The sequence below is a fragment of the Paraburkholderia sp. USG1 genome (assembly GCF_031570135.1).
Lineage (GTDB): Bacteria > Pseudomonadota > Gammaproteobacteria > Burkholderiales > Burkholderiaceae > Paraburkholderia > Paraburkholderia dioscoreae.
This window is the reverse complement of sequence record NZ_JAMWXW010000056.1, coordinates 1-21,523: the sequence shown is the minus strand read 5'-3', so window position 1 is coordinate 21,523 and position 21,523 is coordinate 1. Positions and strand designations below refer to the sequence as shown.

At 56.0% G+C, this 21,523-nt stretch carries 16 protein-coding genes and 4 pseudogenes; 13 read left to right on the top strand and 7 right to left on the bottom strand.

The annotated features are described in order from the left end of the window. The first annotated feature begins 1 nt into the window (after position 1). Genes NE850_RS38720 through NE850_RS38710 form a run of 3 tightly spaced genes read left to right on the top strand, consistent with a single transcriptional unit; the run spans position 2 to position 3,262 of the window. Complete coding sequence (locus tag NE850_RS38720; RefSeq protein ID WP_310700362.1) at positions 2-916, top strand: hypothetical protein; 915 nt, start codon at positions 2-4, stop codon at positions 914-916. Then, positions 916-3,024, top strand: a complete 2,109-nt coding sequence (locus tag NE850_RS38715; protein WP_310700361.1) for a hypothetical protein — start codon at positions 916-918, stop codon at positions 3,022-3,024. The genes NE850_RS38720 and NE850_RS38715 overlap by 1 nt, the downstream gene beginning before the upstream one ends. Positions 3,025-3,034: 10 nt before the next feature. Further along, the gene (locus NE850_RS38710; RefSeq protein ID WP_310700368.1) at positions 3,035-3,262 is read left to right on the top strand and encodes a hypothetical protein; all 228 of its coding nucleotides are present in this window, start codon (positions 3,035-3,037) and stop codon (positions 3,260-3,262) included. 70 nt (positions 3,263-3,332) lie between these two features. On the opposite strand, the gene NE850_RS38705 is transcribed toward NE850_RS38710, so the two are convergent. After that, positions 3,333-4,034 (bottom strand): H-NS family nucleoid-associated regulatory protein, encoded by a 702-nt coding sequence (locus NE850_RS38705; protein WP_310700360.1) that lies wholly within the window; start codon positions 4,032-4,034, stop codon positions 3,333-3,335. 200 nt (positions 4,035-4,234) lie between these two features. Here NE850_RS38705 and NE850_RS38700 point away from each other — a divergent pair, with 200 nt between their 5' ends. Further along, on the top strand, positions 4,235-5,206 hold the full coding sequence (locus tag NE850_RS38700) for a hypothetical protein (protein WP_310700359.1): 972 nt from the start codon (positions 4,235-4,237) through the stop codon (positions 5,204-5,206). A gap of 407 nt (positions 5,207-5,613) precedes the next feature. Here the strand turns inward: NE850_RS38700 and NE850_RS38695 are convergent, their stop codons facing one another. Further along, a complete protein-coding gene (locus NE850_RS38695) occupies positions 5,614-6,213 on the bottom strand; it encodes a hypothetical protein (RefSeq protein ID WP_310700358.1) in 600 nt (199 codons plus the stop codon). A 726-nt stretch (positions 6,214-6,939) separates the two neighbouring features. On the opposite strand from NE850_RS38695, the gene NE850_RS38690 reads away from it, so the two are divergent. Together NE850_RS38690 and NE850_RS38685 are read left to right on the top strand one after the other, a co-directional pair. Further along, entirely contained in the window at positions 6,940-7,179 is a 240-nt protein-coding gene (locus tag NE850_RS38690; RefSeq protein ID WP_310700357.1) for a hypothetical protein, read from the top strand. A 53-nt stretch (positions 7,180-7,232) separates the two neighbouring features. Next, entirely contained in the window at positions 7,233-7,469 is a 237-nt protein-coding gene (locus tag NE850_RS38685; RefSeq protein WP_310700356.1) for a hypothetical protein, read from the top strand. Positions 7,470-7,539: 70 nt separating this feature from the next. On the opposite strand, the gene NE850_RS38680 is transcribed toward NE850_RS38685, so the two are convergent. Next, complete coding sequence (locus NE850_RS38680; RefSeq protein WP_310700355.1) at positions 7,540-8,460, bottom strand: H-NS family nucleoid-associated regulatory protein; 921 nt, start codon at positions 8,458-8,460, stop codon at positions 7,540-7,542. A 489-nt stretch (positions 8,461-8,949) separates the two neighbouring features. Here NE850_RS38680 and NE850_RS38675 point away from each other — a divergent pair, with 489 nt between their 5' ends. The 4 genes from NE850_RS38675 to NE850_RS38660 all read left to right on the top strand — a co-directional run bounded on the left by NE850_RS38675 (position 8,950) and on the right by NE850_RS38660 (position 15,719). After that, complete coding sequence (locus NE850_RS38675; protein WP_310700354.1) at positions 8,950-10,539, top strand: recombinase family protein; 1,590 nt, start codon at positions 8,950-8,952, stop codon at positions 10,537-10,539. A gap of 1,757 nt (positions 10,540-12,296) precedes the next feature. Next, positions 12,297-13,919: a recombinase family protein gene (locus NE850_RS38670; RefSeq protein ID WP_310700353.1), complete on the top strand. Its 1,623-nt coding sequence runs from the start codon at positions 12,297-12,299 to the stop codon at positions 13,917-13,919. Beyond that, positions 13,858-14,769 carry a plasmid partitioning protein RepB C-terminal domain-containing protein gene (locus NE850_RS38665; RefSeq protein WP_310700352.1) on the top strand — a complete coding sequence of 304 codons (912 nt, stop codon included), beginning with the start codon at positions 13,858-13,860 and terminating at the stop codon, positions 14,767-14,769. Before NE850_RS38670 ends, NE850_RS38665 begins: the two co-directional genes overlap by 62 nt. Continuing rightward, the gene (locus NE850_RS38660; protein ID WP_310700351.1) at positions 14,757-15,719 is read left to right on the top strand and encodes a plasmid partitioning protein RepB C-terminal domain-containing protein; all 963 of its coding nucleotides are present in this window, start codon (positions 14,757-14,759) and stop codon (positions 15,717-15,719) included. The genes NE850_RS38665 and NE850_RS38660 overlap by 13 nt, the downstream gene beginning before the upstream one ends. A gap of 65 nt (positions 15,720-15,784) precedes the next feature. Here the strand turns inward: NE850_RS38660 and NE850_RS38655 are convergent. Both NE850_RS38655 and NE850_RS38650 read right to left on the bottom strand, forming a co-directional pair. Beyond that, a pseudogene (locus NE850_RS38655) lies at positions 15,785-16,174 on the bottom strand (SOS response-associated peptidase family protein); the annotation flags it as partial. A 116-nt stretch (positions 16,175-16,290) separates the two neighbouring features. After that, positions 16,291-16,904, bottom strand: a pseudogene (locus NE850_RS38650) (IS5 family transposase); the annotation flags it as partial. 38 nt (positions 16,905-16,942) lie between these two features. On the opposite strand from NE850_RS38650, the pseudogene NE850_RS38645 reads away from it, so the two are divergent. Further along, positions 16,943-17,140, top strand: a pseudogene (locus NE850_RS38645) (transposase); the annotation flags it as partial. A gap of 30 nt (positions 17,141-17,170) precedes the next feature. Here NE850_RS38645 and NE850_RS38640 read toward each other — a convergent pair. Beyond that, positions 17,171-17,702 (bottom strand): annotated as a pseudogene (locus tag NE850_RS38640) (hypothetical protein); the annotation flags it as partial. 458 nt (positions 17,703-18,160) lie between these two features. Between NE850_RS38640 and NE850_RS38635 the strand changes: the two are divergent. Together NE850_RS38635 and NE850_RS38630 are read left to right on the top strand one after the other, a co-directional pair. Continuing rightward, complete coding sequence (locus NE850_RS38635; RefSeq protein ID WP_310700350.1) at positions 18,161-20,185, top strand: hypothetical protein; 2,025 nt, start codon at positions 18,161-18,163, stop codon at positions 20,183-20,185. Positions 20,186-20,583: 398 nt separating this feature from the next. After that, complete coding sequence (locus NE850_RS38630) at positions 20,584-20,925, top strand: hypothetical protein (RefSeq protein ID WP_310700349.1); 342 nt, start codon at positions 20,584-20,586, stop codon at positions 20,923-20,925. A gap of 193 nt (positions 20,926-21,118) precedes the next feature. Here the strand turns inward: NE850_RS38630 and NE850_RS38625 are convergent. After that, on the bottom strand, positions 21,119-21,523 hold a 405-nt coding region (locus NE850_RS38625), incomplete at its 5' end, for an OB-fold nucleic acid binding domain-containing protein (RefSeq protein WP_310700348.1).

Here is a 21,523-nt window from a genome sequence, read left to right as displayed (position 1 = left end):
CGTGGAGCAAGTCCAATTGATTCTCGGCATGCCGAGTTCCGGTAAATCGACGTTTATTGCTGCGCTGGGCGAGGTCTTGATGAGTGATGACGTGGAGTCATCCTTCAAGACCGAGTTTCTAGACGACGCTCAAAAACATATGGTCGCCTTGCACGACAGGTGGCTCACGTTTCAGGAACTTGACAGAACCAAGACCGGGCAAGAAAACTGGCTGTCGTTCCATCTCATCGCACGAGACGGAACGCGAGCGTTAATTCAACTTCCGGACCTTTCCGGTGAGTCAATACGGGACGCAGTTGTGACAGGCTTGTATCCCAACGAACTGCATGATGCGCTCGCGGATTGCAATGGGATTTTGCTATTCACGAAAACTAGCACAAAATTCGACGACGTCTTGCTCTATGAAGTCTCTGACCTGATTCAAGCTTCGCCAACCGAAACAGCGGCTGAACCAGCGGCCGAAACAACCGCTAGCTCCCAGCCTGAGGATGGCAAGCCGACCAATGATGCAAAAACACCACCGGTCGCTCCGCGATTCTCCGCCCAAGACATGCCGGAGCAGCCGAAGATTGTGCAGTTGCTTCAGACCGTCACCGACCTGCGGCCCGCCAAGCGCAGACGCCTCGCAATCATCTTGTCGGCTTGGGACACCGTAGACGATTCTGTCACGCCAGACGAATGGTTTGACCAGAATCGTACGATGCTCGCGCAATATCTTGAATCCAATGAATCGCATTGGGATGTAAGGGTGTACGGGATAAGCGCTCAAGGCGGCTCATTGCCGCGGGACAAGAAAAGGCTTCAGAAGATTATCAAACCATCCGAACGTGTCAGCATCGTGGGACATGGCGCCTTGACGCATGACCTTTGCGCGCCAATCAAATGGCTGATGCAAAATCCATCCGGACCAGTCTGATGGCTTTAAAGCTCAACCTTCAAAAGACAGTTAACGCTGACCAGGCGCTTCATGGATACCGTGACGGCCACAAGCTGTTAGCTGCATCACTGCAGTTGGACGACTTTTCGTTGTCCACAATGGCGCGCATGAGTGACATGCAGCCTAGGTCGTTGACTCCGTCGCAATCCTATATCTGCGCATACCCGCTGAAAAACGCGAAGAAGTATGTCGTCTCCCGTACTTGGCTGGCCCATGAGATGCGGCGCCCCGGCTGCGTCTGGACGCATTCGCTTTTGCTACCCTACGGAACAGTCGCGCAGATTGAAAACATCAATAAGATTTTCGACCTGCTGACCCGCCCACAAATGGAGTCGCTAAGGTCCTACGAGCAGAGGTTGGATATGACCGATGCGGTCGGACGAGACACAGAGGTCCTCACCGTCGGTCACGACGACAACAGGCGCCTACATAGCGTCCTCTCTGGCCTGTATTGCAAGAACGATTCGGTCCCAGCCTTTGTCTCCAGAAGCGGAAGCGAGAAGGACGAGACGCTGGTCGCGGCCGTCTGGAATCAAATGCCGCCGCGATTGCGCAGAGAATTTGTGTTTTGTACGTCCGGAAGCGCGGGCACAAGTCTCCCGGACGCGGCACTCTCTCTCATTCTTTCTGACGAGATTGACGAAACCGCAATCGAAAGCCCTCCACATACTGAAAGGCATACGGTTGCTATCGACGAAATACTTGATGACGTACAGTCTGGGCGCCGCTCGACCTTACGAGCGTTCCTGTCTCGGTATGTCACCGATGCACAAAACCCGAGAACGGCGATTATTCCTCTGACCGAAATAAAGAGGGCGCTGACGCAATCAGATTTCCAAGCGAGCATTCAAGGTGCAGCAACCCTCATTGGCGTTGCCTTCGGTGGCTCCGGCGACTGTCAGTTGCTAAAAAAAGACCTTCTCACGGGCCAAATCTTTCCCGACGAAGCATTGCGTAGCGGTGCGGGGCTTCACAACATCGTACGATGTGCCCTGCCACCGATGAAGACCCTCAGAGACTTTCCCGACCGAAACACCATCGAAGAATTCTCGATGATGGCTCAGTCTGATGGCGCGCTCTTGCAGTTTGTGCTCGACGAGTGCATGGGATGCGCAGACGAAACTCTTGGCGCGCAAATCTTGACATACCTCCTCGAAGCGACGCCCGCGGAGACGTTTGCCACGCTAAACGTGTCGCCAGCGACGATGTACGCTTTGGCTGTTCGTCGACCGGAACTGTTCGCGGACCCGCACTTCTGGAACAACGCATCTGCGCTGCCAATCGATGAGATTCTGAGAACGCTCGAGGCTAGCGGGAACACCAGTCATGTCGTTAAAGGGCTTTTGCGGGCACGGAAATATCAGGCAGTTCAGCTCTTGCTGACACGAAATCCGGCGAAGCTCAATGCAATCGTAATTGATGCGCTTGAATCACTTGGAACGACGGCCATGACCGAGGCTATTGCAAAGCTTCGGTCGGGCCGTCTTCAATTGTTCGAAGCAATGACTAACGTCTCCGCTTCCGCCGAACTTATTGAATCATTCGCAGGCGACGTGCTGGAACATTACTATCCGGAGCCTTCCGCCCGCCTTTGGGGCAACGTCTTGAAGACCGCTCACGAAACTTGGTCGGGGCTTCAGCCCTACTCCCTGTTGGCAATATTCAAAAGCGCCTCTCACGCAAATCTGAGAGAGGCCGCACCTCTCTACGAGATTTCGTTCCAAGGGTTGCACAACGTTGTCCAAACCATCCACGGCCGCAAAGAGGCCGAGGTTCGAGCTACTGTTTTGAGGGAATACCAATCGTTATCGTACAAAATCGATTCTGACGCTGCCGAAAGACTTCGTGCAAATATGTGCCGTCACTATGAATACGTCGGCCACCCTGATGAGCGTTTTTTTCGATGTGCAAAGGACGGGGAAACAGTTATCGAGCTAGCCCAGTCAATGGTGCAGATTACCGGCGGCCGCCGTTGGCTGCATCGGCTTCTTCAAGCCAATGACCGGGGTCAGCTTAGTCTTACCGCAGCCGAAGAGCTTGCGGTCGAAAGTGCGCTGGCGCGTGACGACAAAAACAACAGGTGGTAGCCCGACACGAATCGCCTTGATTGCAACGACGCTGGCCTTCGCAACGGCAGGCACGGCAAACGCCGCAGGCTGCCTCAAGGGCGCGGCGGTAGGTGGAGTCGCCGGGCACTACGCCGGGCACCACGCTGTCGTTGGTGCCGTAGGTGGCTGCATGGTCGGCAGGCACCTTGCGAAGCAACACGCTCAAGAGCAGGCTCAACAGCAAGCTGCCCAACATCAAGCAATACAGGCGCAATAAAACGTCGTCGGCCTGGTGTAGCCGGTGGAACCAGCAAATCATTGGTCCACCGGGCACCTCGCAACTACGTTTAGGTCGTCAACTCGGCTCCAGACTCGACTGTGGCCACCGGAGCGGGTACAGCCACGCTCTTGCGCGGCGCTTTTTTCACCGGCACCTTCGTACTCACGGCCTTCTTGGCAACTGCTTTCTTTGCTGTCGGGGCTTTCTTCGCAACAGCCTTCGTGACCGCCGGTTTCGCATCGACCGCCGTGCTGTCGCCATCAATCAGAAACTTGCTGCGGTCTTTCGCATCAGCAAGCCACGCCGGTGCCGGACCGCGTCCGCTCCAAGTCGCGCCGGACTTCGGGTCGCGATACTTAGCCGGCTGCGGACCTTTCGGCTGACCCTTGGTAGAGGTCGCACCAACTACCTTAGGGGCCTTCTTGCTCGCAGCTTTCCCCTTGCTCGCAGTACCCGCGGTCGTCGCAGCAGATGCTTCAGCGCCACCTGCAATCAGAAATTTGGTGCGGTCTTGGGCTTCGGCAAGCCACGCCGGTGCGCGCCCACGTCCACTCCACGTCGCACCGGTCCTGGCGGCGGCGTGCAGTGCCGGCTGTGGACCCCTCACGTAGTTTCCGGCCTTTGCGGCTGACTTGCTGGTAGGAGCCGAAGCACCTGCGACGCCGTCGACCAGAAATTTGTTATGGTCCCGTTTGACGGAAAGGCCACCGTGCCGTGCAAATTGACGTTTCCGATGATAGAGTTTTTTGCCTTGCCTTGCCTTGCCCACGTTATTCTTTTAAGAATCTACGCTATGTGCCGTTAATCCCTGTAGTCCCGTGAACGGACTGCGGTCTCGGCGTCTTCAGTCGCATATCGAATAATCCGAAATGCGCGGACCCGCGGTCCCATGGCAGCGGCGCTATCCCATTTTTCGGGGGGACTTCCCGCGCGAAGCCATCGGCTTTCAGAACAATTCAAGAACACAGCATGAATCGCATGTGCAAGCAAATGAAAACGTTTTTTGTGAGACTCTGGTATTTTCAGCTGCCCAAGATGCTGCGGGCATACTTCCGCACCCGGTTTCTCCGAGTACTTGGCCTATGGATAGCCATCTTCTTCGCCGGGTGGGCAATAAATGCAGCTGTGCAGGTGCTTGCGGATGCAAAGCTTGCCGACACTGTCAAAGCAGCCAACTTCCCCCACTTTGCTGATGCCAAATTGCTCGTCGCGTTAGGCTTGGGAGTGATGTTTGTTCTCTTCGCCCATCGGCTTCTAAAGAGGACCATAACGATATCTGAAGCCGACTGGGGAGACGATGTTGTCGACGCGGTTATGGATGAAATTTCCGCAGCGGCCACTCATTACGGAAGTGTTTTGCTTGTAGCGTGGGGCGCCGAGTGTCTCGCAAGCTTTCACTTTTCCTTAAGTGACAATCTGCATTTGGCGTTTCTGTCCTTCGGTATCGCTGTCTACACATTTGACGCCAAGGCGAACTATCGACTATTCGAAAAGCCGGCCGCCGGCGAGTATGAGGCCGTGCTGTCCTATCCTGAAGAAGGTGCTACCTTTTCACCCGGAGGCCCAGCCTTCTTCTCTGGCTCTATGTATAAAAGGCCACCGCGCGGTTACGACGCGTGGTTGGTCCGGCGCTGGGAAAAGGATGCCGAGCAGTTTCATCCCGTTCGGAAGCTTGACCTGAGCGGCCCGCCGAATGGGCCGGTATCCTTCGACACGTCGGAGCAAGTCTGGGGACAACCCGGCAACAACCGATACTTTGAACTTTGGCTGGTTGGACCCCAAGGGAAAGCCGTGTTCGAGGCGTGGGTCAAAGGAAACGGTCGATTCGTGAGCCTACAGGGCACCCGATGGGACCCAAGGTTCTCATATCCTGGCCTCGAAGCAACGACAGACGACATGGTAGTCGTCTTCCGCAGCAGACGGGTCGATATCGTCCCTTAACCGACGCTCGCAGTCGTCTCTGGTCCTTAATCCATGGCATCGGATATCTCCGCGCATCCGATGCGAAGTCTATCTGACTATATTGATTGCATCTTTGGAGGACTACAGGCAGCAGGCGATGTCGCATGTTCCGCGAAACGAACTGCCAGCAAGCGACCATATATCAGCCGCGAACTGCAGGCTTCTGATGTCGATTTCCGCGAAGGAGCGTGTTCCGAGTACTAATGTACTGCGGATTCTGGACTTGATGCGGGTACACGCTGCACTATAACCGCAGCAGTTGCTCACATCGCTCGCAAACATGCGGAAGTCCATATGGTCCGATAAGGAGAACGATATAGCTCAACAAGCCGCGCACGGCGCAACCTGCTCTTGGCGTTACGTGTCCCCTTGTACCGTTCTGCTTTTCACGCAACAACAGCGAGCCTTGGGATGTTGACCATCAGCGCGCGTTCGATATCGAGAAAGTTACCGGCCCGACGCTGATAGCAAGTCAACTCCCAATGGGCAAGCGAAGACTGCTCTGCAATGGCACAGTTGCTCAATGAGCGAATTGCGAGAAGATATTCGTCGAGAGACTCCATCCGGGTCCAACATATCTCCCTGCTCACCCGCCCCAGGTCCAATACAATCCGGTCGACCGGACAGTGCGGTGGTTCCGCGATTAATCCACTGCACCACAAATACTTCAGAATCAGGTTCAGGAGCTTTTGTGCAACCCCGAGTCGGTATGTCCCATCTATCAATATTGCAGCACCTTTCGTGGTGGCATGCTGACAGAGCAGTTGCAAATTCCTGCTATGAGCTTGTTCTTCGCATCCGTCCACGTATTTCGGTATAAGAGCTTGTACGAAATCGAGCACTGCCCTCCGAAATTTCTGGACGTCCGATGGCTTCTGGCCTTTCTTGTAGACGTTAGCCCGCTGAACGGATGCCGCCCATGCCAAGACCAACAACTCATTGACAATGAAATTTTTCTGCAGGAAGGATGTTTCGAAACTGTTCATAGGAGCCTCATGCAAATGGTCGAGTTGAAAGACTCACCATCAACAGAGTTATCTTCCTATGTCGCGTCCAGTGTTGAGCGCTGGAGGATGGCAAGAACCCTCTTGCCAGTTTCGAAACACAGTACTGAATCTATCTCGCTAGCGTCTGGTGGAGACGCGAAGCTGTCGCCGGTGGTGTTCGAGCCGGCTTCGATATCGCGGGTGCGCTGCTTCTCGATTGATGCGCAGATTATCGCTCGAAGTGGGGTATATATGTCAAGTGCAGTTCCAATCGCCTCGATGGGTTCTTGAATTGCAACTTCTGGCAAGAGACGCGAACCTGCACACCCGTGGCCTGCGACCAGAAAAAGGCCGTGGCGATGCCGCGTTCCGGCTATCGCTGCTTGCTCTATTCGAAGGTATGCACCTTCAGGAGACGGGTAGTTTCGTATGTGGTGCGTTGAGTCAACCGTCGCGTGTTTCCGGACCGTGTACTCATTAAGGCAATCGACATGATTCGCTACGACGGACTTGATTTTGTCGCATGCGACCGTTGATGCCAATACTTGTTCAACTGCTGCACAGCGCAGCCGGAGGTCCTGACGACGTATCGCCCACCCGGTACGCCGACAATAGTAATGGCGCGTTACGAATCTCGCACCGCCGTTTCACATGTGTCCGACATCGCTTCTTACACTCCGAGCCGTAGTCACTGACATTGCACTCAATGTACGAGGATTAGCGAAAATGAACAGGAAAATTCTCGGCGCAGCGTTCGGTCTGGCAGCATCGGCACACGCCGACGCCGCCATTGGATTGGGCATCCCCGGTGCCGTGTATGCGCCTGCAGAACCGGTGTACGCACCGCCACCTCCCGTCGTGTATGCTCCCGCACCTGTCGCCGTCGCGTACGGCGGTGGTGACGACTGGCGAGCCCGTGAATGGCGCCGCCAGGAATGGCGTGAGCACGAGTGGCACGGGTATTGAAACGACACCGGACGGTGCCACATCCGAAACATTCAATCTCTGAGTATCTTCGAATGAACGCTAGCTTGATACGAATCGCCTTGATTGCAACTACGCTGGTCTTCGCAACAGCAGGCACGGCAAACGCCGCAGGTTGCCTCAAGGGCGCGGTGGTAGGCGGGGTTGCTGGGCATTACGCGGGGCACCACGCTGTAGTTGGCGCAGTCGGTGGCTGCATGGTCGGCAGGCACCTTGCGAAGCAACACGCTCAACAGCAAGCTGCCCAACATCAAGCAATACAGGCGCAATAAAACGTCGTCGGCCTGGTGTACCCAGTGGAACCAGCAAATCGTTGGTCCACCGGGCACCTGACAACTACGTTTAGGTCGTCAACTCGGCGCCAGACTCGACTGTGGCCACCGGAGCGGGTACAGCCACGCTCTTGCGCGGCGCTTTTTTCACCGGCACCTTCGTACTCACGGCCTTCTTGGCAACTGCTTTCTTTGCTGTCGGGGCTTTCTTCGCAATAGCCTTCGTGACCTCCGGTTTCGCATCGGCCGCCGTGTTGTCACCATCAATCAAAAAGCTCGTCCGGTCTTTCGCCGAGGCCAACCATGCCGGAGCCGGACCGCGTCCGCTCCAGGTAGCGCCAGACTTCGGGTCGCGATATTTGGCCGCCTGCGGACCCTTCGGCTGTCCTTTTCCAGCGACGACACCGACCGTCTTCGAGGCCTTCTTGCCGACAGCCTTCGCCTTGCTCACAACACCTGCACTCGCCACGACCGCAGCTTCTGCACCACCTGCAATCAAAAATTTGCTTCGGTCTTTGGCGCCAGCCAACCATGCCGGAGCGCGTCCACGACCACTCCACGTCGCGCCTGATTTGGGGTCCTGATACATCGCCGGCTGCGGACCGCGAACATAAGCTCCCGCCGACTTCGCCTCCTTGGCAGGCGGCGGCTTCACTGCGGCCGCACCCGCATCGACCAGGTATTTGTCGCGGTTCTTAGCAGCCGCAATCCACTGTGGCGCGCGCCCGTGCCCGGACCACGTTGCGCCGCTTTTCGGGTCCCGGTATTTGGCAACAGACGTAGCGGGCTTCGCGGCGGTCTTTGCCGCCGCGTGTTTCGCGCGCTGCTTGCCGCCAGTGTGCGCGTCAATGTCAGCGGTCGTTAGACCGTGCTTCACCATCAACTCGCGAATCTTTTCGATGACGCCCGACGATTGCTTTGCAATCAGCGCGTTCGCTTGGGCCTGCAATTTTTTAATCTTCGTCTGCACTGCTTCCAAAGTTGTTACCATCAGGTGACCTCCGTATGATTGTGGCCGCAATATGCCATGGTCGCACCAGAGAAAGCTAGTGCATTGGCTCGAGCAACGCGTCATCATCTAGGGCAAACAAGGCTCACCATTCTGTGGGCAGAGAGGTACGGCACCCGAATCCCCGGCACGGTGTTCAGCGTAACCTGCGCTCAAGGCTGCCGTTGGCACGAGGCTGACCTGCGCCTCCTTCGCGACGCTGACCAGCGACGGATGTGTCCGTCCAGATTGGCTAACGTGTCAATGGCCGCTAGACCTGCGGCAAAGGGCCGTCGCTGCGGTGATTCGCAGAGTTGCGAAAAGCCAATTTCCCGCTCCCAGATTTTCCTGCGGTTTCAGCCCGGCCGAATGGCATGCTGCGCCCACGACCGCTACCGCGCGGATTCGGTCTTGTGGCGCTGAGACCCGACTCATCTTGACTTCCTCCGCAAAAACACTATCACTGAGCTGTGTTGTAACCGGACATGCCAAATGCCTTCCGGACAGAGTCGACGAGCAAGTCCATCTGTGCCTGTCCGTGCCGCACAGTACATTCGCATGTCGACGGACCATCAAGAATATTCCCCCGTTTTCCAGAGACAGGCTATCGCAGACTATGCGCTTGCCCATCACATCCGGATTGTCAGCGTGTACGAAGACGCTGGCATAAGTGGCTTGACCTTGCGAGAGCGCCCGGCGCTCATTCAGTTGCTATTAGACGTTGACAACCCGAAGTGCAAATTCACGACCGTGCTTGTGTACGACGTCAGTCGTTGGGGCCGTTTTCAGGACGTTGACGAAGCCGCGTTCTATGAGTTTGCCTGCCGACGCGCGGGAGTCGATGTTGTATATGTTGCCGAGCCTTTTGAGAACGACGGAAGTCCAGCGACGTCAATATTAAAGGCGCTAAAACGGGCGATGGCCGCAGAGTTCAGTCGAGAGATGTCCCGCAAGGTTTTCCTGGGGCACTGCCTCAATGTCGAACGTGGCTTTCATGCGGGTGGCCCACCCGGGTATGGATTACGCCGCGTCCTTCTCGACGCAGACCGCAACGTCCGGCACTCTCTCGACAGCTACGAGTACAAAACTATTCAGACTGACCGCGTCATCATCGCGCCGGCGCCCGGTGGTGAGGCCGCGCTGGTTCGGAAAATCTACGACTGGTACGCGACGCAGCCAGTCACGGCGGCCGCAATAGCAAGGCGCCTCAATGATTTCGGGATTAGCAACGGCCTCGGCCGGCAGTGGCAAGCCCAAAACATTCTGAACATCCTCCGCAACGAGGCATACATCGGCACCAACGTCTACAGCCGCACCACTTCAAAGTTGGCCAATCCATGGGAGCGAGTTCCAGAACAGGACTGGATTCGTGTCCCAGGAGCATTTGAGCCTGTTGTCGACAAGTGCGTCTTCAATGCCGTTCAGCAGAAAATGGAACGCGCCCGGCGTAGGCCCACGAGGGATGAGATTACTGACGGTCTGCGCAAAGTCATCAAGCGAGCTGGCAAGCTGAGCCAGGCGACACTGAGGCACTACCGCAGCGCGCCGTCCATCGAGCAGGTAATGAGGGAGTTTGGAAGCCTGAACGAGGCATACAAAGCCATAGGCTACGCACCGAATCTCGACCCAGCCCGCTCTGAGAACCGCTCTGTCGAACGCCACATGGAAAAGCGGGTCGCTGATGTAACCATCGACGTTTTGCAAAGTCTGGGGCACGAGGTGCAATACGAAAAGCACACGGATACGATGTGTGTCGACGGCTCGTTGAGATTAAAACTCGTTGTTCGCAGTCCATGGCTTATCGGTGGCAGCGTCCCCTACTGGGTCGCACGCTGGCCGGACTGTTTCCCAATCGATTTCCTTATATATGGCCGTATAGAGCGCGCGAGCTCGGACCTGCTTGACTTTCACATTTTCCCGCGTGGAAGCCTCGTTCCCGGGGCATACACGGTAATCCACCGGCACGGCCAGGCACATTTCAAGGCTTATCAGCATTCAAATCTGATGCCATTGCTTGACATCGCTGAGGGCGTCCCCCTGGAAACATTTGGAAACACGGCATTCTGTGGGAGAGTCTCCTGATGCGCCCGCGCCGACCAGACATCAGTCCCTCCGGAATTGGGCCAAACCTGAGCCGGCAGAATAACGAACCAAAACCGGCAGGGCTCCAACCTGAACGTCGTCGTGCCGGTAGAAAAGCGACACCGGAGGAAAAGGCCAACGACGTTCTCAGGCTCGAGCGTGCGCGCCAGCGGACTGCCATCAGGCATATGCAAGCGACGCACGACGAGATGGCTTTGACGACAAAGGTCCTGCTGGAGCTGCTGTCGGACCCTGCCTTCGTGGCGCTGTTACGCACCGAGGGGTTCACCTCGATACCGAAGCTCCTTCATCAACGGCTCATGGAGCGGCGCTGATGACGCAAGCTCGACCGGCGAGATTCATGCGTCGTTCAAACGCGGCGCGGGGCCCGTGCGAAAGACCGCCAGAGATTTGTGCGGAAGCGTTCGCTCTGGTCGTCGGCCAAGTGCTTCCGAAACGGACCGTGGCGGCGCTCGCAAGGATGACCCCGGCACGTCAGGTAGCAGTTGCCCAGACTATGGTCGCAGTGGACAATCTCTGCGGAGATTTCGCTCGAGCCCTGCTGGCAGCGACGCCGTCAAGGGAGAGGGGCGATGATGCACGAGGGCGACAGTCTCACCCCGATTTCGCAGCCCGACTGGCCGGGATGGAACGGGGGCTCTTCCAGATGCAACTCGAAGCGGCAGAACTGCGCTCGCATTACGACGATGACCTGTTTCATCTGGCGCTTGCAGCCAGCTACGTGCGGAGCTGGATGCGGAGCAAAGTGATTACAACCTGGCTCGGCTCGCATCATCCAAATTTCGCCATCGTGCTCGACCGACTGGCGAAAGCAGCGGACTTAGCAATTGAGCCAGGACGTCCAATGAGGCTTCCGTACTCGCCAACTGCTAGCCCCGCAATAGAACGTAAAGGAAAATCAGGTAGACGCCCACGGGCGGGCATCCAGCCCCGTTAAGACCATCGAGTACCGGCAAGGTAGGTCAAGCAGTGCTGATAGATGGCCCGCGCCGCTTCCGAACGGAAGTCCAGCCTCAAGTTCTCACAAAACAGCGCGGTAAACGTCTGTCGTGAAAACACGGGCAGTCGCGCCGTCTCCAACTGTCGGGCTAGTTCCAAGGCACGACTCGACAGCATGACTCGCTGCATAACGTCAGCACCGCCACCATTAGTGTTTAACCACAAGGTCGTGGACTCCACAACGTGGTCGGGCGAAAGCCAATCGCCCGTCAATTGTCGCGCGAGCAGGTGCGACGAAACAAGATAGGCAAGCAGTTCGGCTCGCGCGCGAAGGTCGAGGTTAAGTGGATTCTTCACGCTTTAACGCAATCAGTAGACTCAATGCGGATGATACAGCGGTCATGGCCAGCGGCAGCCACCTCCGGTGGTGACTGGTTCGTACTGCGGCAAAGAACAACGAATCTGGCTCGCCCAGTGCCGACCATTGCGACCAAAGTCAAGCGACCAGGATGTCATGTGCTGGTCGTGCTGAATCCTAAAACCACGTTCTCGTTTGTTTCTCCTTCCTCAGACTACCAACCTTCCAGCCCGGTTCAACTTCATGTCTGTAACCACATACGCCGCAGGCACATTAGGGGTATGACTGACGCGTGAATTTTCTTTTTGAGTTCACTTGGCGCACCGGTGGGCCACGCGGTTGGGACCCTAAGTGAAACACTGGAGCTCTGACATTTATCTTCCTTGACTTGGGCGAGCACCGAGCTATCACTAATTACCGCGCAAGACAGGAGACGAGAATGCCGCAAGCGGATGGAATATTGACGTCCCTTGCTGGCAGGCTCGCAGCGCAGTATGTGCGGATGTCTACGGACTACCAGCAGTACTCAACCGAAAACCAGAAGCTGGCAATCGCTGAGTTCGCCGCAATACAGGGAATATCCATTGTCGCCACCTACGAGGACGCGGGGAAAAGCGGCGTGACACTTAAAGGCAGACCTGCTCTGCTTCAGCTACTTCAGGATGCACAGGCTCCTACTCATGCCTTCAGCCTGGTGCTTGTGTACGACGTCAGCCGTTGGGGTCGCTTTCAGGACACCGATGAGAGTGCCCACTACGAATACCTGTGCCGGCAGGCCGGCGTGCAGGTTGTGTATTGCGGAGAAATTTTCTCGTACGACGGCGGCGCTGTGGCGACATTGATGAAAACGCTCAAGCGCGCCATGGCCGGAGAATACAGTCGTGAGCTGTCCCGCAAGGTTTTCATCGGCCAATACAAACTTGCTGAGCGAGGTTTTTGGCAAGGTGCGGCTCCAGGATATGGCCTGCAGCGCGTACTGGTTGACTCGGATGGGAATGTCAAAGGTCCTCTGCACCATCGGGAGCACAAAAGCATCCAGACAGACCGAGTTATCGTGACCCCCGGTGACGAACGCGAAGTGGCGCTGGTTCGTCGCATCTACGATTGGTACGTTTGTCAGGGAGTTGGGTGCAAACGGATTGCAGACCGACTGAACGCCTTCGGAATCTGCAACGCACATGGTCGCCCGTGGAATCCACAGCACGTTACGGATATTCTGAGCAGCGAAAAATATGTAGGGACCAATGTCTACGCCAGGACATCCAGGAAACTTGATACCAACTGGCATAGGAATCCCCCCTCCGAGTGGGCTCGTTCAGAGAGCGCGTTTCCGCCTCTCGTTGACCGGGCGACGTTCGACGCCGCTGAGAGAATCCGGACGAACCGGACACAAAACCTCAGCGACGATGAGATTCTGAAAAGACTGGGCGACTTCGTGCACTCTGCTGATGTAGTGAGCGCCAAGGAAATTGACCGGGCTCGGGCACTGCCCGCAGGAAAGACGTATTCCGTACGATTCGGCTGCATCAAGAACGCGTACGCGCTAGTTGGATACGAGCCAAGCTATCACATGGGGGGGCCGGAAGTCTTCCGGGCGTCACGAGCCGCCCAGCAGGAGTGCATTGGGAAGACTACCGCTGCCCTGACGGCCCAGGGACATCGCGTGGACATTTCCGCGGACGAAACTACCATTCGGGTAGACGATGAACTGGTCATCAGATTCACCGTTCGTCCGATTCTTCATTACGACCGCCGTGGCCCGCGCTGGAGAGTACGCTGGCCAACCTACTCGTCGCCCGACTTTCTCGTCGTATTGAGGTTGGACTCCGCGTTTGAAACTCCAATCGATTTTTATATTTTTCCTCGAGGCAGTCTAGTGCCCGGTTACGATTTTTCGCTGTCCATCCGCAGCGGCAGTAGCGAACCTTTCGAAATGTTCCGTTTCCCCGACGAGAGGATTCTGCTTGAACTGGCTGCGCGGACTCACATGGAGGCATTCGATGGAAGCCAATCCCCTCGTTCCAATCGCAGACATCCAGATTCACCAGATTCGAGTGCTTAATCCCCGGACCCGCAGCAGGCGTCAAAAGCAGGCACTTATCGATAGCATTGCGGCCGTGGGATTAAAGAAACCGATAACCGTAAGCCATCGGGCGTGCTCCGACGATACAGCCGTGTTTGACCTGGTTTGCGGTCAAGGACGACTCGAAGCAGTTCAGGCTCTCGGCCATGACACCATTCCCGCACACGTCATCGACAGCGCTGAGGACGAGTGCCTCGTCAAAAGCCTCGTCGAGAATATCGCGAGACGGAACCACTCCACGATGGAGTTACTCAGGGACATTCAAAGCCTCAGGATATTCGGGTACACGGACAACCTCATTGCAGAGAAGGTAGGCTTGTCTGTTGCTTATCTGGAAAGCCTGATGTTTCTCCTCGACCGCGGAGAAGAGCGGCTAATAACGGCCGTCGAGGCCGGGAACATCCCCATAGGTATCGCCATGCAAATCGCACGCGCCGATGACACAGAGGTGCAATCTGCACTGGTTGATGCTTACGAAGACGGGACGTTGAAAGGGCGACAGATTGCGGTAGTCCGTAAGCTGATTGACCGCCGCGGCAGGTCGAGAGGCAAGTTGCTGCCTGTTTTTAAGGGACCTAGCGCTCCCAGGTCCCGCGAACTGGCTCCCGAGCAGTTGCGTCGTCTGTATGTGCGGGAAAGTGACCGGCAAAGACTGCTTGCAAAGAAAGTCGAGGTTACTCACGCGCAGTTGCTGTTCATTGTTCATGCCCTGCGTCAGCTGATGTGCGAAGAAGATTTCATCGGCCTTCTCGAACGGGAGGGACTCACAACACTTCCTCGCGTGCTCGACCAGCGTATAAGGGCGGAGGCACAACCATGGTCCAGTTAACAGGGAAGCCCCTCAGGGCCGCATTCGAGCGCCAGCCAATAATGCTACAGTTGGATGCGTTGGTTTCATCACGGCACCTGCCTAACAATGTCACCTCGAGCAGGAAGTTCCTGCAGATTCTTGCATCCATCGCCACTGTTGGTCTTGTCGAACCTGTAATTGTGGCGCGCATCGCAGATGACGAAGGCAGGTTCCGGATTCTCGATGGTCGGTTGCGAGTGGAAGCTGTTCGTCGCCTGAATTCCACAGAGGTCTTGTGTCTTGTCGCGACTGACGATGAAGCGTACACCTACAACAAGCACATAAGCCGGCTGACGTCGGCGCAGGACGCACGCATGATTGCCAAAGCAATCGAACGTGGCGTTCCACGGGAGCGGATTGCCCTGGTACTGGGAATCGACATCGGTACTGTGAAGCGCCGGGCGGAACTGCTGGATGGAATATGCCGCGAGGCCGCGGCCCTGCTCGCAGACAAAGCCTGTCCGGCGACGACCTTCAATACGTTGAAGCGAATGAAGCCGTTCCGGCAGTTGCAGGCGGTGGAGCTAATGTGCGGCCAGGGAAACTTCACGTCAGCTTTCGCGCGCGCCATCGTGGCCGCGAGTCCACAGGAGCAACTCGAAGAGAGTCCCGGTACCCGCAAAAAATCGGAAAACGAGGTGACGACTCAGCTCGCCATACTCGAACGGGAACTGGCTACGCTTCAGGCCACAGTGGCTCAGACTGATGAGAGGTATGGTGTTGAGCACCTACATCTCGCAGTATCGGCTGCGTATGTGGCGACGCTTGTGAACAATGAGCATGTGTCTCACTGGCTCAACGAGCGGCATCCCGATTTTGCTACCCAGTTCGAGACTATTAGCAAGGACGCGCGTGGCGCTCGTTCTGCCTCCATCGACAGCGGCCCAAGGTCCAAGAGCTTCCGGCGCGTCGGAGGCGATACTGCTTAACCACCTCGCTAATCCACGTTGCACGGAAGCTGAACGCGAGGTGCAATCGAGGTCCGGGAGAGCGGTCACGCAGCCAGCCGGTGCTCGTAGTATGGACGGTCACGGTCGTCCAGAATTGCATACAACGCCGCCAGGTCCGACGCATCCGGATTCAGCCATGCGTCAACGTTTTCCGGCTTAATAGGGATGATGCACCGGTCATGCCCCGTAGCAGAAATCTCCAGGGGCGGCTCATCTGTTATGGCAGCAAAAGACAGGAGGTCCGGCTCTCCAGGCGCCGACCATCGGGACCACAGACAGGCGACAAGCATGTCGTGAGGTGGGTTGGGCTTGAACTCAAGAACTACGTTCTCGTCCTTCTCTCCTTCAGCGAGCTCACGGCCTTCCATCTTTGCGCGGCCGACGTTTTCATAAAAGGCGTTGACGACCAAGATGCCAAGCGAGTGTCCAAACAGGGAACACCTGCTTCTAGTACATGTTCAACGTATAACGCTCGGCGCGACAATCTCGAAGGTTTTTGGAAGCCACCAAGTCGGAAAAGTTAACAGACCTAAAACTTAATTTCGCAACATGGCGTGATGCCTCGCTCGCGCAAGCGCTGCCGATGGGGTTCGGAACTGTAGCCCCGGTCGCCCTGAACGATTTGCGGCTTGTGCAGGGGACGGCCCCGCTTGCCCCGGATGTGTGGAATCGCATCGACCAGCGCATCGAGCTGGGTAATGTCGTGCCGGTTCGCCGCGCTCAGGATGACGGCGAGCGGGATGCCTTGCGCGTCGACGATGAGGTGGTGTTTGCTGCCGAGTTTGCGCCGGTCCGTGGGATTCGGGCCGGTTTTTTTCCCGCCAGCACGGCGCGAATCGATGAGCTGCCGACGAGCGCACGCGAGAAATCGATTTCGCCACGGCGACGCAGTTCGTCGAGCAACGTTTCGTGGATGTGTTGCCAGACACCTGCTTCTTGCCACGCGACGAGCCGTCGCCAGCAAGCTGTGCCCGAACCGCATCCCATTTCCTGTGGCAGGAGGTTCCACGCAATGCCCGAGCGCAACACGAACACTATGCCCGTTAGCACGGCTCGGTCGGGTGTCGGTTTGCGGCCCGCATACTGGCGATTGCGTGGTACTCGCGCTGGCAACAGTGGCTCGATGAGTGACCACAATTCGTCGTCTATCAGTTCTTTAGGCATCGCTTCCTGTCAGGCAAAACAAGACAGAAAGTTAACACGTGCTCGCAAAAATCGGCGCGCCGCATGGCAGTGGCCTTGGCAAAACGCGTTGGCCAGTCGAGCGTTCGATTGCGTGGCTTCACTCGTTTAGACGTCTCAAGATTCGTTACGAACGCTATGCTCATGTTCACGAAGCATTCCTGTCTTTGGCTTGCGCCTTAATTTGCTGGACGCGCCTAAAGCCTCTGTTTGACTAATTTCGCAACAGCTTCTAAGTAAAGGTTTTAGGTTCCGGGATATTTGAAGTCCGTGCGAGGCCGGTTTGCCAGCAATGCGGCATTGATAACGCATCGGTTTGATGACGCGTTGGCCGTCTTCCATCACCATGACGAGCGCATAGTGCCCAGGGAAGATGCGTGAGTCGCGGGCCTTGGGCTCAGTCCGCTGAATGTCCTCAAGTTTGCCGCGGGTCCACTCGATTTTATCGGTGGCGATTCGCTGGCTTTCGGTGGCCGCCTTCGTCACCTTCATCTGAAGTGTTCGTTCGGCGTCCGCCAGTCGCTTGCGCTGCCCAAAGAGGTCTTGTTCAAGCTTGGAAGCCTGTTCCGCATTGAACCGGTCGATAAGAGTCTTGATTGCGCCTTCCGCCTCCGTTTGCGGCTGAGCGAATGCCTCCTCCATCGCCTTGGGCACCTTTGCCTTGCTGGTGCCCTCTGCGCGTTCGAAGAACAGGCGTGCGAACTCGTGGATGTCCATCAGAGCGCCGAAAGTGCGCACAAACTTCCTGTAGTCAGCCAGAATTTGAGCCGAGTAGCACATTCTAGTCCTCGATTTTTTCATCCATAAAAATAGGCATGCGACCACTTCACTTGACTATGCGCTATCGAAAAGTGCGCGACAAACCATATCCGCCGGCGTGGGTCTTCCAACGGAAAGAGAACCATTTCTAAACACGTCGGCATGCGCTTCGAAACCCCTGCGGCTAAAAGAATAGCGCACCTCACTACCTTCCCCTAAAAGTATCTGGAGGTAAGGGGCATCTCAAGCTGCTCAATCTATTCAGCAATTTGCGAAAAACTCTGCCGACAAAGCTGATATTAGGCTCGCCTTCGTTGCGACCATTTCGCCTTACGCTGTTTTCGCTCATAACGATAACTGACCGCTGAAAAACGACCTATAACAAAAAAGCAGTCTAGTGAAACTGGATATTCATCTGCGGAATACAGACGTAATCCGACACCCGACAAACGCGGTTAAGAACCCCGGGAAGACAGGCCATGACGACTGCCTCCGAAAAAAAACAGAAATGCGCCAGAACCATCCGCGACGGATGCCGCTGGATGTTCGAGGCTTCAACGAATTTAGGACCTGCTTTAATCGGGGGCTGGCTGGCCTACAGGCATATCTCAAGCTACAAAGAGGTAGTCACCGCCGTCTCTGTGGGGCTCGTGGCGGTGTTCGTCGCTCTCGCACTGTATCCAGGATGTTTACGTCGTAGACCAAAAAATAGGCGCGGCGGAACGTGCGCTACCGAGTCCAAATCGGAAGAACAGCATGAGCCTGCCGCTAAATCTGCCTCCGCATTGACGGAACAACCCGCGAGCGAACGTACCCTTGATGCTGCGCCTGATACGCAAGGAGCTGCGCAGACGCTTTCTAGCGGCAGGGTAACAACTGAACAAAGCACGCATGAAGCAAAAGCGGAAGCGACGAATGAGTCCGGAATGCCGGCGAAGACTCCTTTGAGCCCTTCAAAGCAGCGGGAGCTTGCGGCAATTGAAATGCAACCCACCCTCGACCGGGTAAGCTGGACCCTCATGGCCGTGGTACTGCTACTAAATGCAATCGACGGCGTGAATCGCGTGTTTCAAAATGACCATGGAATACCCAAAATCACGAGCGAAATCTATACGCTCCCGACGTCGTACTCCCCCGACTTCACAAGACTGGATGTTTGGTCCTTGACGTTAGGTTTTGCGATGATAATCGCGCCTGTTTTCTGCTCGTGGTATACCCCTGCGCGGGGTGCTGGACCGGATGACCGAAGGTATCTGCGAAAAGCAGCGATTCGACACGTCGTAGTGCTAGCGGTATTTGCCTCGCTTGGCGCGCTCCTTATCCTAAGCTACGCGCACGTTAGCCCGCTACATGCGCCTTATCAGCCGGAGGCTCCGAAGATAATTACTAGTGACGAGCTCATGTGGAGTGCATCTGGCTTAGCCCTGTTCATTTTTGGCTATATCAGTGACCACGGAACATCTTTCGAGCTTTTCAAACGCGCGGTAGCTGCAATGAATGGACCATCATCAAGTTACGACGACCGCTCAGACGCGGCGCCCCGGCCGAAGGAATCGCATGATAGGCAGGAGAAAAGGAATGAGAAAGTTAGAGAGTTCTTCACGGAGGACGACAATCTCATCTGGCTAAGAATCCTTCGCAGATTCTTCTTCGAGTCCGTCGTACTGCCGCCAATTATCGGCAGCGCTGCGCTCGTAAGCGGTGCACTGGACCCTGCCAGCGCCGTCATTTATGGACTCTTCGTCTATAGCGGCTTTAGCGTATGGAATCTTGCGGTCAAAGTGGTTCAGGGAAGAAAGAACGTGCCGGTCGGGATTTTTGCGGTAGTCATTCAATTCATCAACGCTTTTCTGGTAACCATCCTGTGGGCAACCGTGTTCTGGAAGTTGCGAGAATTCGTCGACCATCGCGAGCTCGCTGATTTTCGCGAACCCTTCAAAGCAGTGCTAGGTATGGCTCTGGCCGCCATTCTTGTGCAGGTTGTGTTCGGTCCGGTGTATCGCAATGCTTGGGGTAAGGTACTTAGCGACCGATGGTTCCTGGACGGCCCCGAATACGTTGTGTTCGCAGTCATGGTCTGTGTCGGGCTAGCGGCCATACCACAAAGTTTCCCGTACAAACCCTGCTTCGTTGGAGGATTATTGCTCCTTTTGATTTTGACACCTGCGATGCTAGTCCGACGAAGCCTGACAGCCTACGTGCTTATCCGTGTGCTTCCCGGCAAAACTGAGCAGGTGCGGAAGAAGCTCAGAGCCGCGGAGCTGGCCTCAGCTGTTGTATACGGGGATTTCGATTTGCTTGTGAAAGTTGAGGTGCCAGGAAAGCTAGCTCTACCGAGTGCAGAAACTGATAGCAGGAATCTCGGACTGCTTGCTGCACTCGTGAAGAAGGGAATCCGCTCGGCTGAAGACGGTGTACGGGAAACTCAGACCCTTCTGGATTTTTCCGGCTTCGTCCACCACTCCGCGGAAATGGAACCCTCAGAACCGAACGGGAGCGATTAGCCATGCCCTGGTGCTATATATTTGCGAAGTCAACGGGTCTAAAGCCCGAGGACGTAGTCAAAGAGTCAAGGCGATATATGACTCACCTTATCGGCATGCAGAGCAAGACACCTACACGGGAACATCTCTGCGCACGGCTGTCCCCGATACGACCAAGCGAAGTTCGGCACGCCACACACCAGGAGACCACGAGACTGACAGCTACGAGCGAGAGTGAACAGCATCACCCGGTTCGAGGGAATGGAGATGCGGTTACTCAGATACCTGATTGGCGGGACAACACTGAAGAACCTTTCGAATTTCTGCTTCGATTCCGATACAAGGCTTTGGCTGATGTAGCAAGCGTAGTACTCGACAATCGACGAAAATTCGAAGGATACCTTTCGCAAACACTTACCATGCTTGAATACCCTGACAACACTATGCAACCGGGGACAGAGGAAGCTCCGAAATCGGGGGTGAGCCCTGCGTTCATGGCACGCGTTCATCCGAGAGGTGTTCTGCTGATTCAAGATAAGATGAAGGGCGGTTTTGGTAGCTGTAGTGCCGCTCGGACACAACTCAACCTGCTCGGCATTGCAAGCTGCATAGACGTTTTTGGCCCGTTTGATTACGTTTTAGAAACCACCGAATACGAAAAACAGAAATTCATCGAGAATCTGCAGCATGTAAAGACTACGCTCGCGGAGTCGACAATTCGCACAGTAGCTTTGTTTTGCCAGCCCTTTCCTCCAGACTAGAACACCCTTCGCTGAACGAGTACCCATGCAGGCTCAAATTTCTTGCGCGCAAACAACTGTACGAACGTTCCGTGGGCTGAACGTCGGTGCTTTGAGTTCCACGATTTGGCTGCGAGCGCGTCAATTTTGCATGAGCATCCTTGGGAAAGGCGGTGGACAGGGATTGCGGCGCAGATACGTGAGAATTCACGTTTCAGTGAAAATTTCTGCTCATTGACGGTAGCTCCCCCAACAGATGCGACATGTCTATCAGTCGCTGCGCCACCAGATACCGCACTTCGCCTTCACACTGCCATACTCCAAGCACTCCAAGCAGCGATGCCCCCAGAACTTCCTTGCGCTGCTGCTCAAGCACCTTAGGCCAAATGACAACGTTCACGTTGCCGGTCTCGTCTTCGATAGTGATGAAGATGACGCCCTTTGCGGTCTCTGGCCGCTGACGCACGGTGACGATGCCACAGGCGCGGACCAACCGTAAGCGCCCGGTCATCTCATCTTGAGTTGCGTTAAAAGTCTTGGGAGCATCGTGTTCACTTAAATAGGTGGACACGTGAACACTATTGAAGAAGCAGTGGCACCTGGTCGTCGGCGCCGCCGG

Bases quoted from the DNA above. Each gene is read 5' to 3' on its own strand.
- NE850_RS38635 (WP_310700350.1), top strand. From the start codon at position 18,161: ATGACGACTGCCTCCGAAAAAAAACAGAAATGCGCCAGAACCATCCGC.
- NE850_RS38665 (WP_310700352.1), top strand. From the start codon at position 13,858: ATGGAAGCCAATCCCCTCGTTCCAATCGCAGACATCCAGATTCACCAG.
- NE850_RS38630 (WP_310700349.1), top strand. From the start codon at position 20,584: ATGCTTGAATACCCTGACAACACTATGCAACCGGGGACAGAGGAAGCT.
- NE850_RS38660 (WP_310700351.1), top strand. From the start codon at position 14,757: ATGGTCCAGTTAACAGGGAAGCCCCTCAGGGCCGCATTCGAGCGCCAG.
- NE850_RS38670 (WP_310700353.1), top strand. From the start codon at position 12,297: ATGCCGCAAGCGGATGGAATATTGACGTCCCTTGCTGGCAGGCTCGCA.
- NE850_RS38700 (WP_310700359.1), top strand. From the start codon at position 4,235: ATGAATCGCATGTGCAAGCAAATGAAAACGTTTTTTGTGAGACTCTGG.
- NE850_RS38715 (WP_310700361.1), top strand. From the start codon at position 916: ATGGCTTTAAAGCTCAACCTTCAAAAGACAGTTAACGCTGACCAGGCG.
- NE850_RS38695 (WP_310700358.1), bottom strand. From the start codon at position 6,213: ATGAACAGTTTCGAAACATCCTTCCTGCAGAAAAATTTCATTGTCAAT.
- NE850_RS38680 (WP_310700355.1), bottom strand. From the start codon at position 8,460: ATGGTAACAACTTTGGAAGCAGTGCAGACGAAGATTAAAAAATTGCAG.
- NE850_RS38685 (WP_310700356.1), top strand. From the start codon at position 7,233: ATGAACGCTAGCTTGATACGAATCGCCTTGATTGCAACTACGCTGGTC.
- NE850_RS38675 (WP_310700354.1), top strand. From the start codon at position 8,950: ATGCCTTCCGGACAGAGTCGACGAGCAAGTCCATCTGTGCCTGTCCGT.
- NE850_RS38690 (WP_310700357.1), top strand. From the start codon at position 6,940: ATGAACAGGAAAATTCTCGGCGCAGCGTTCGGTCTGGCAGCATCGGCA.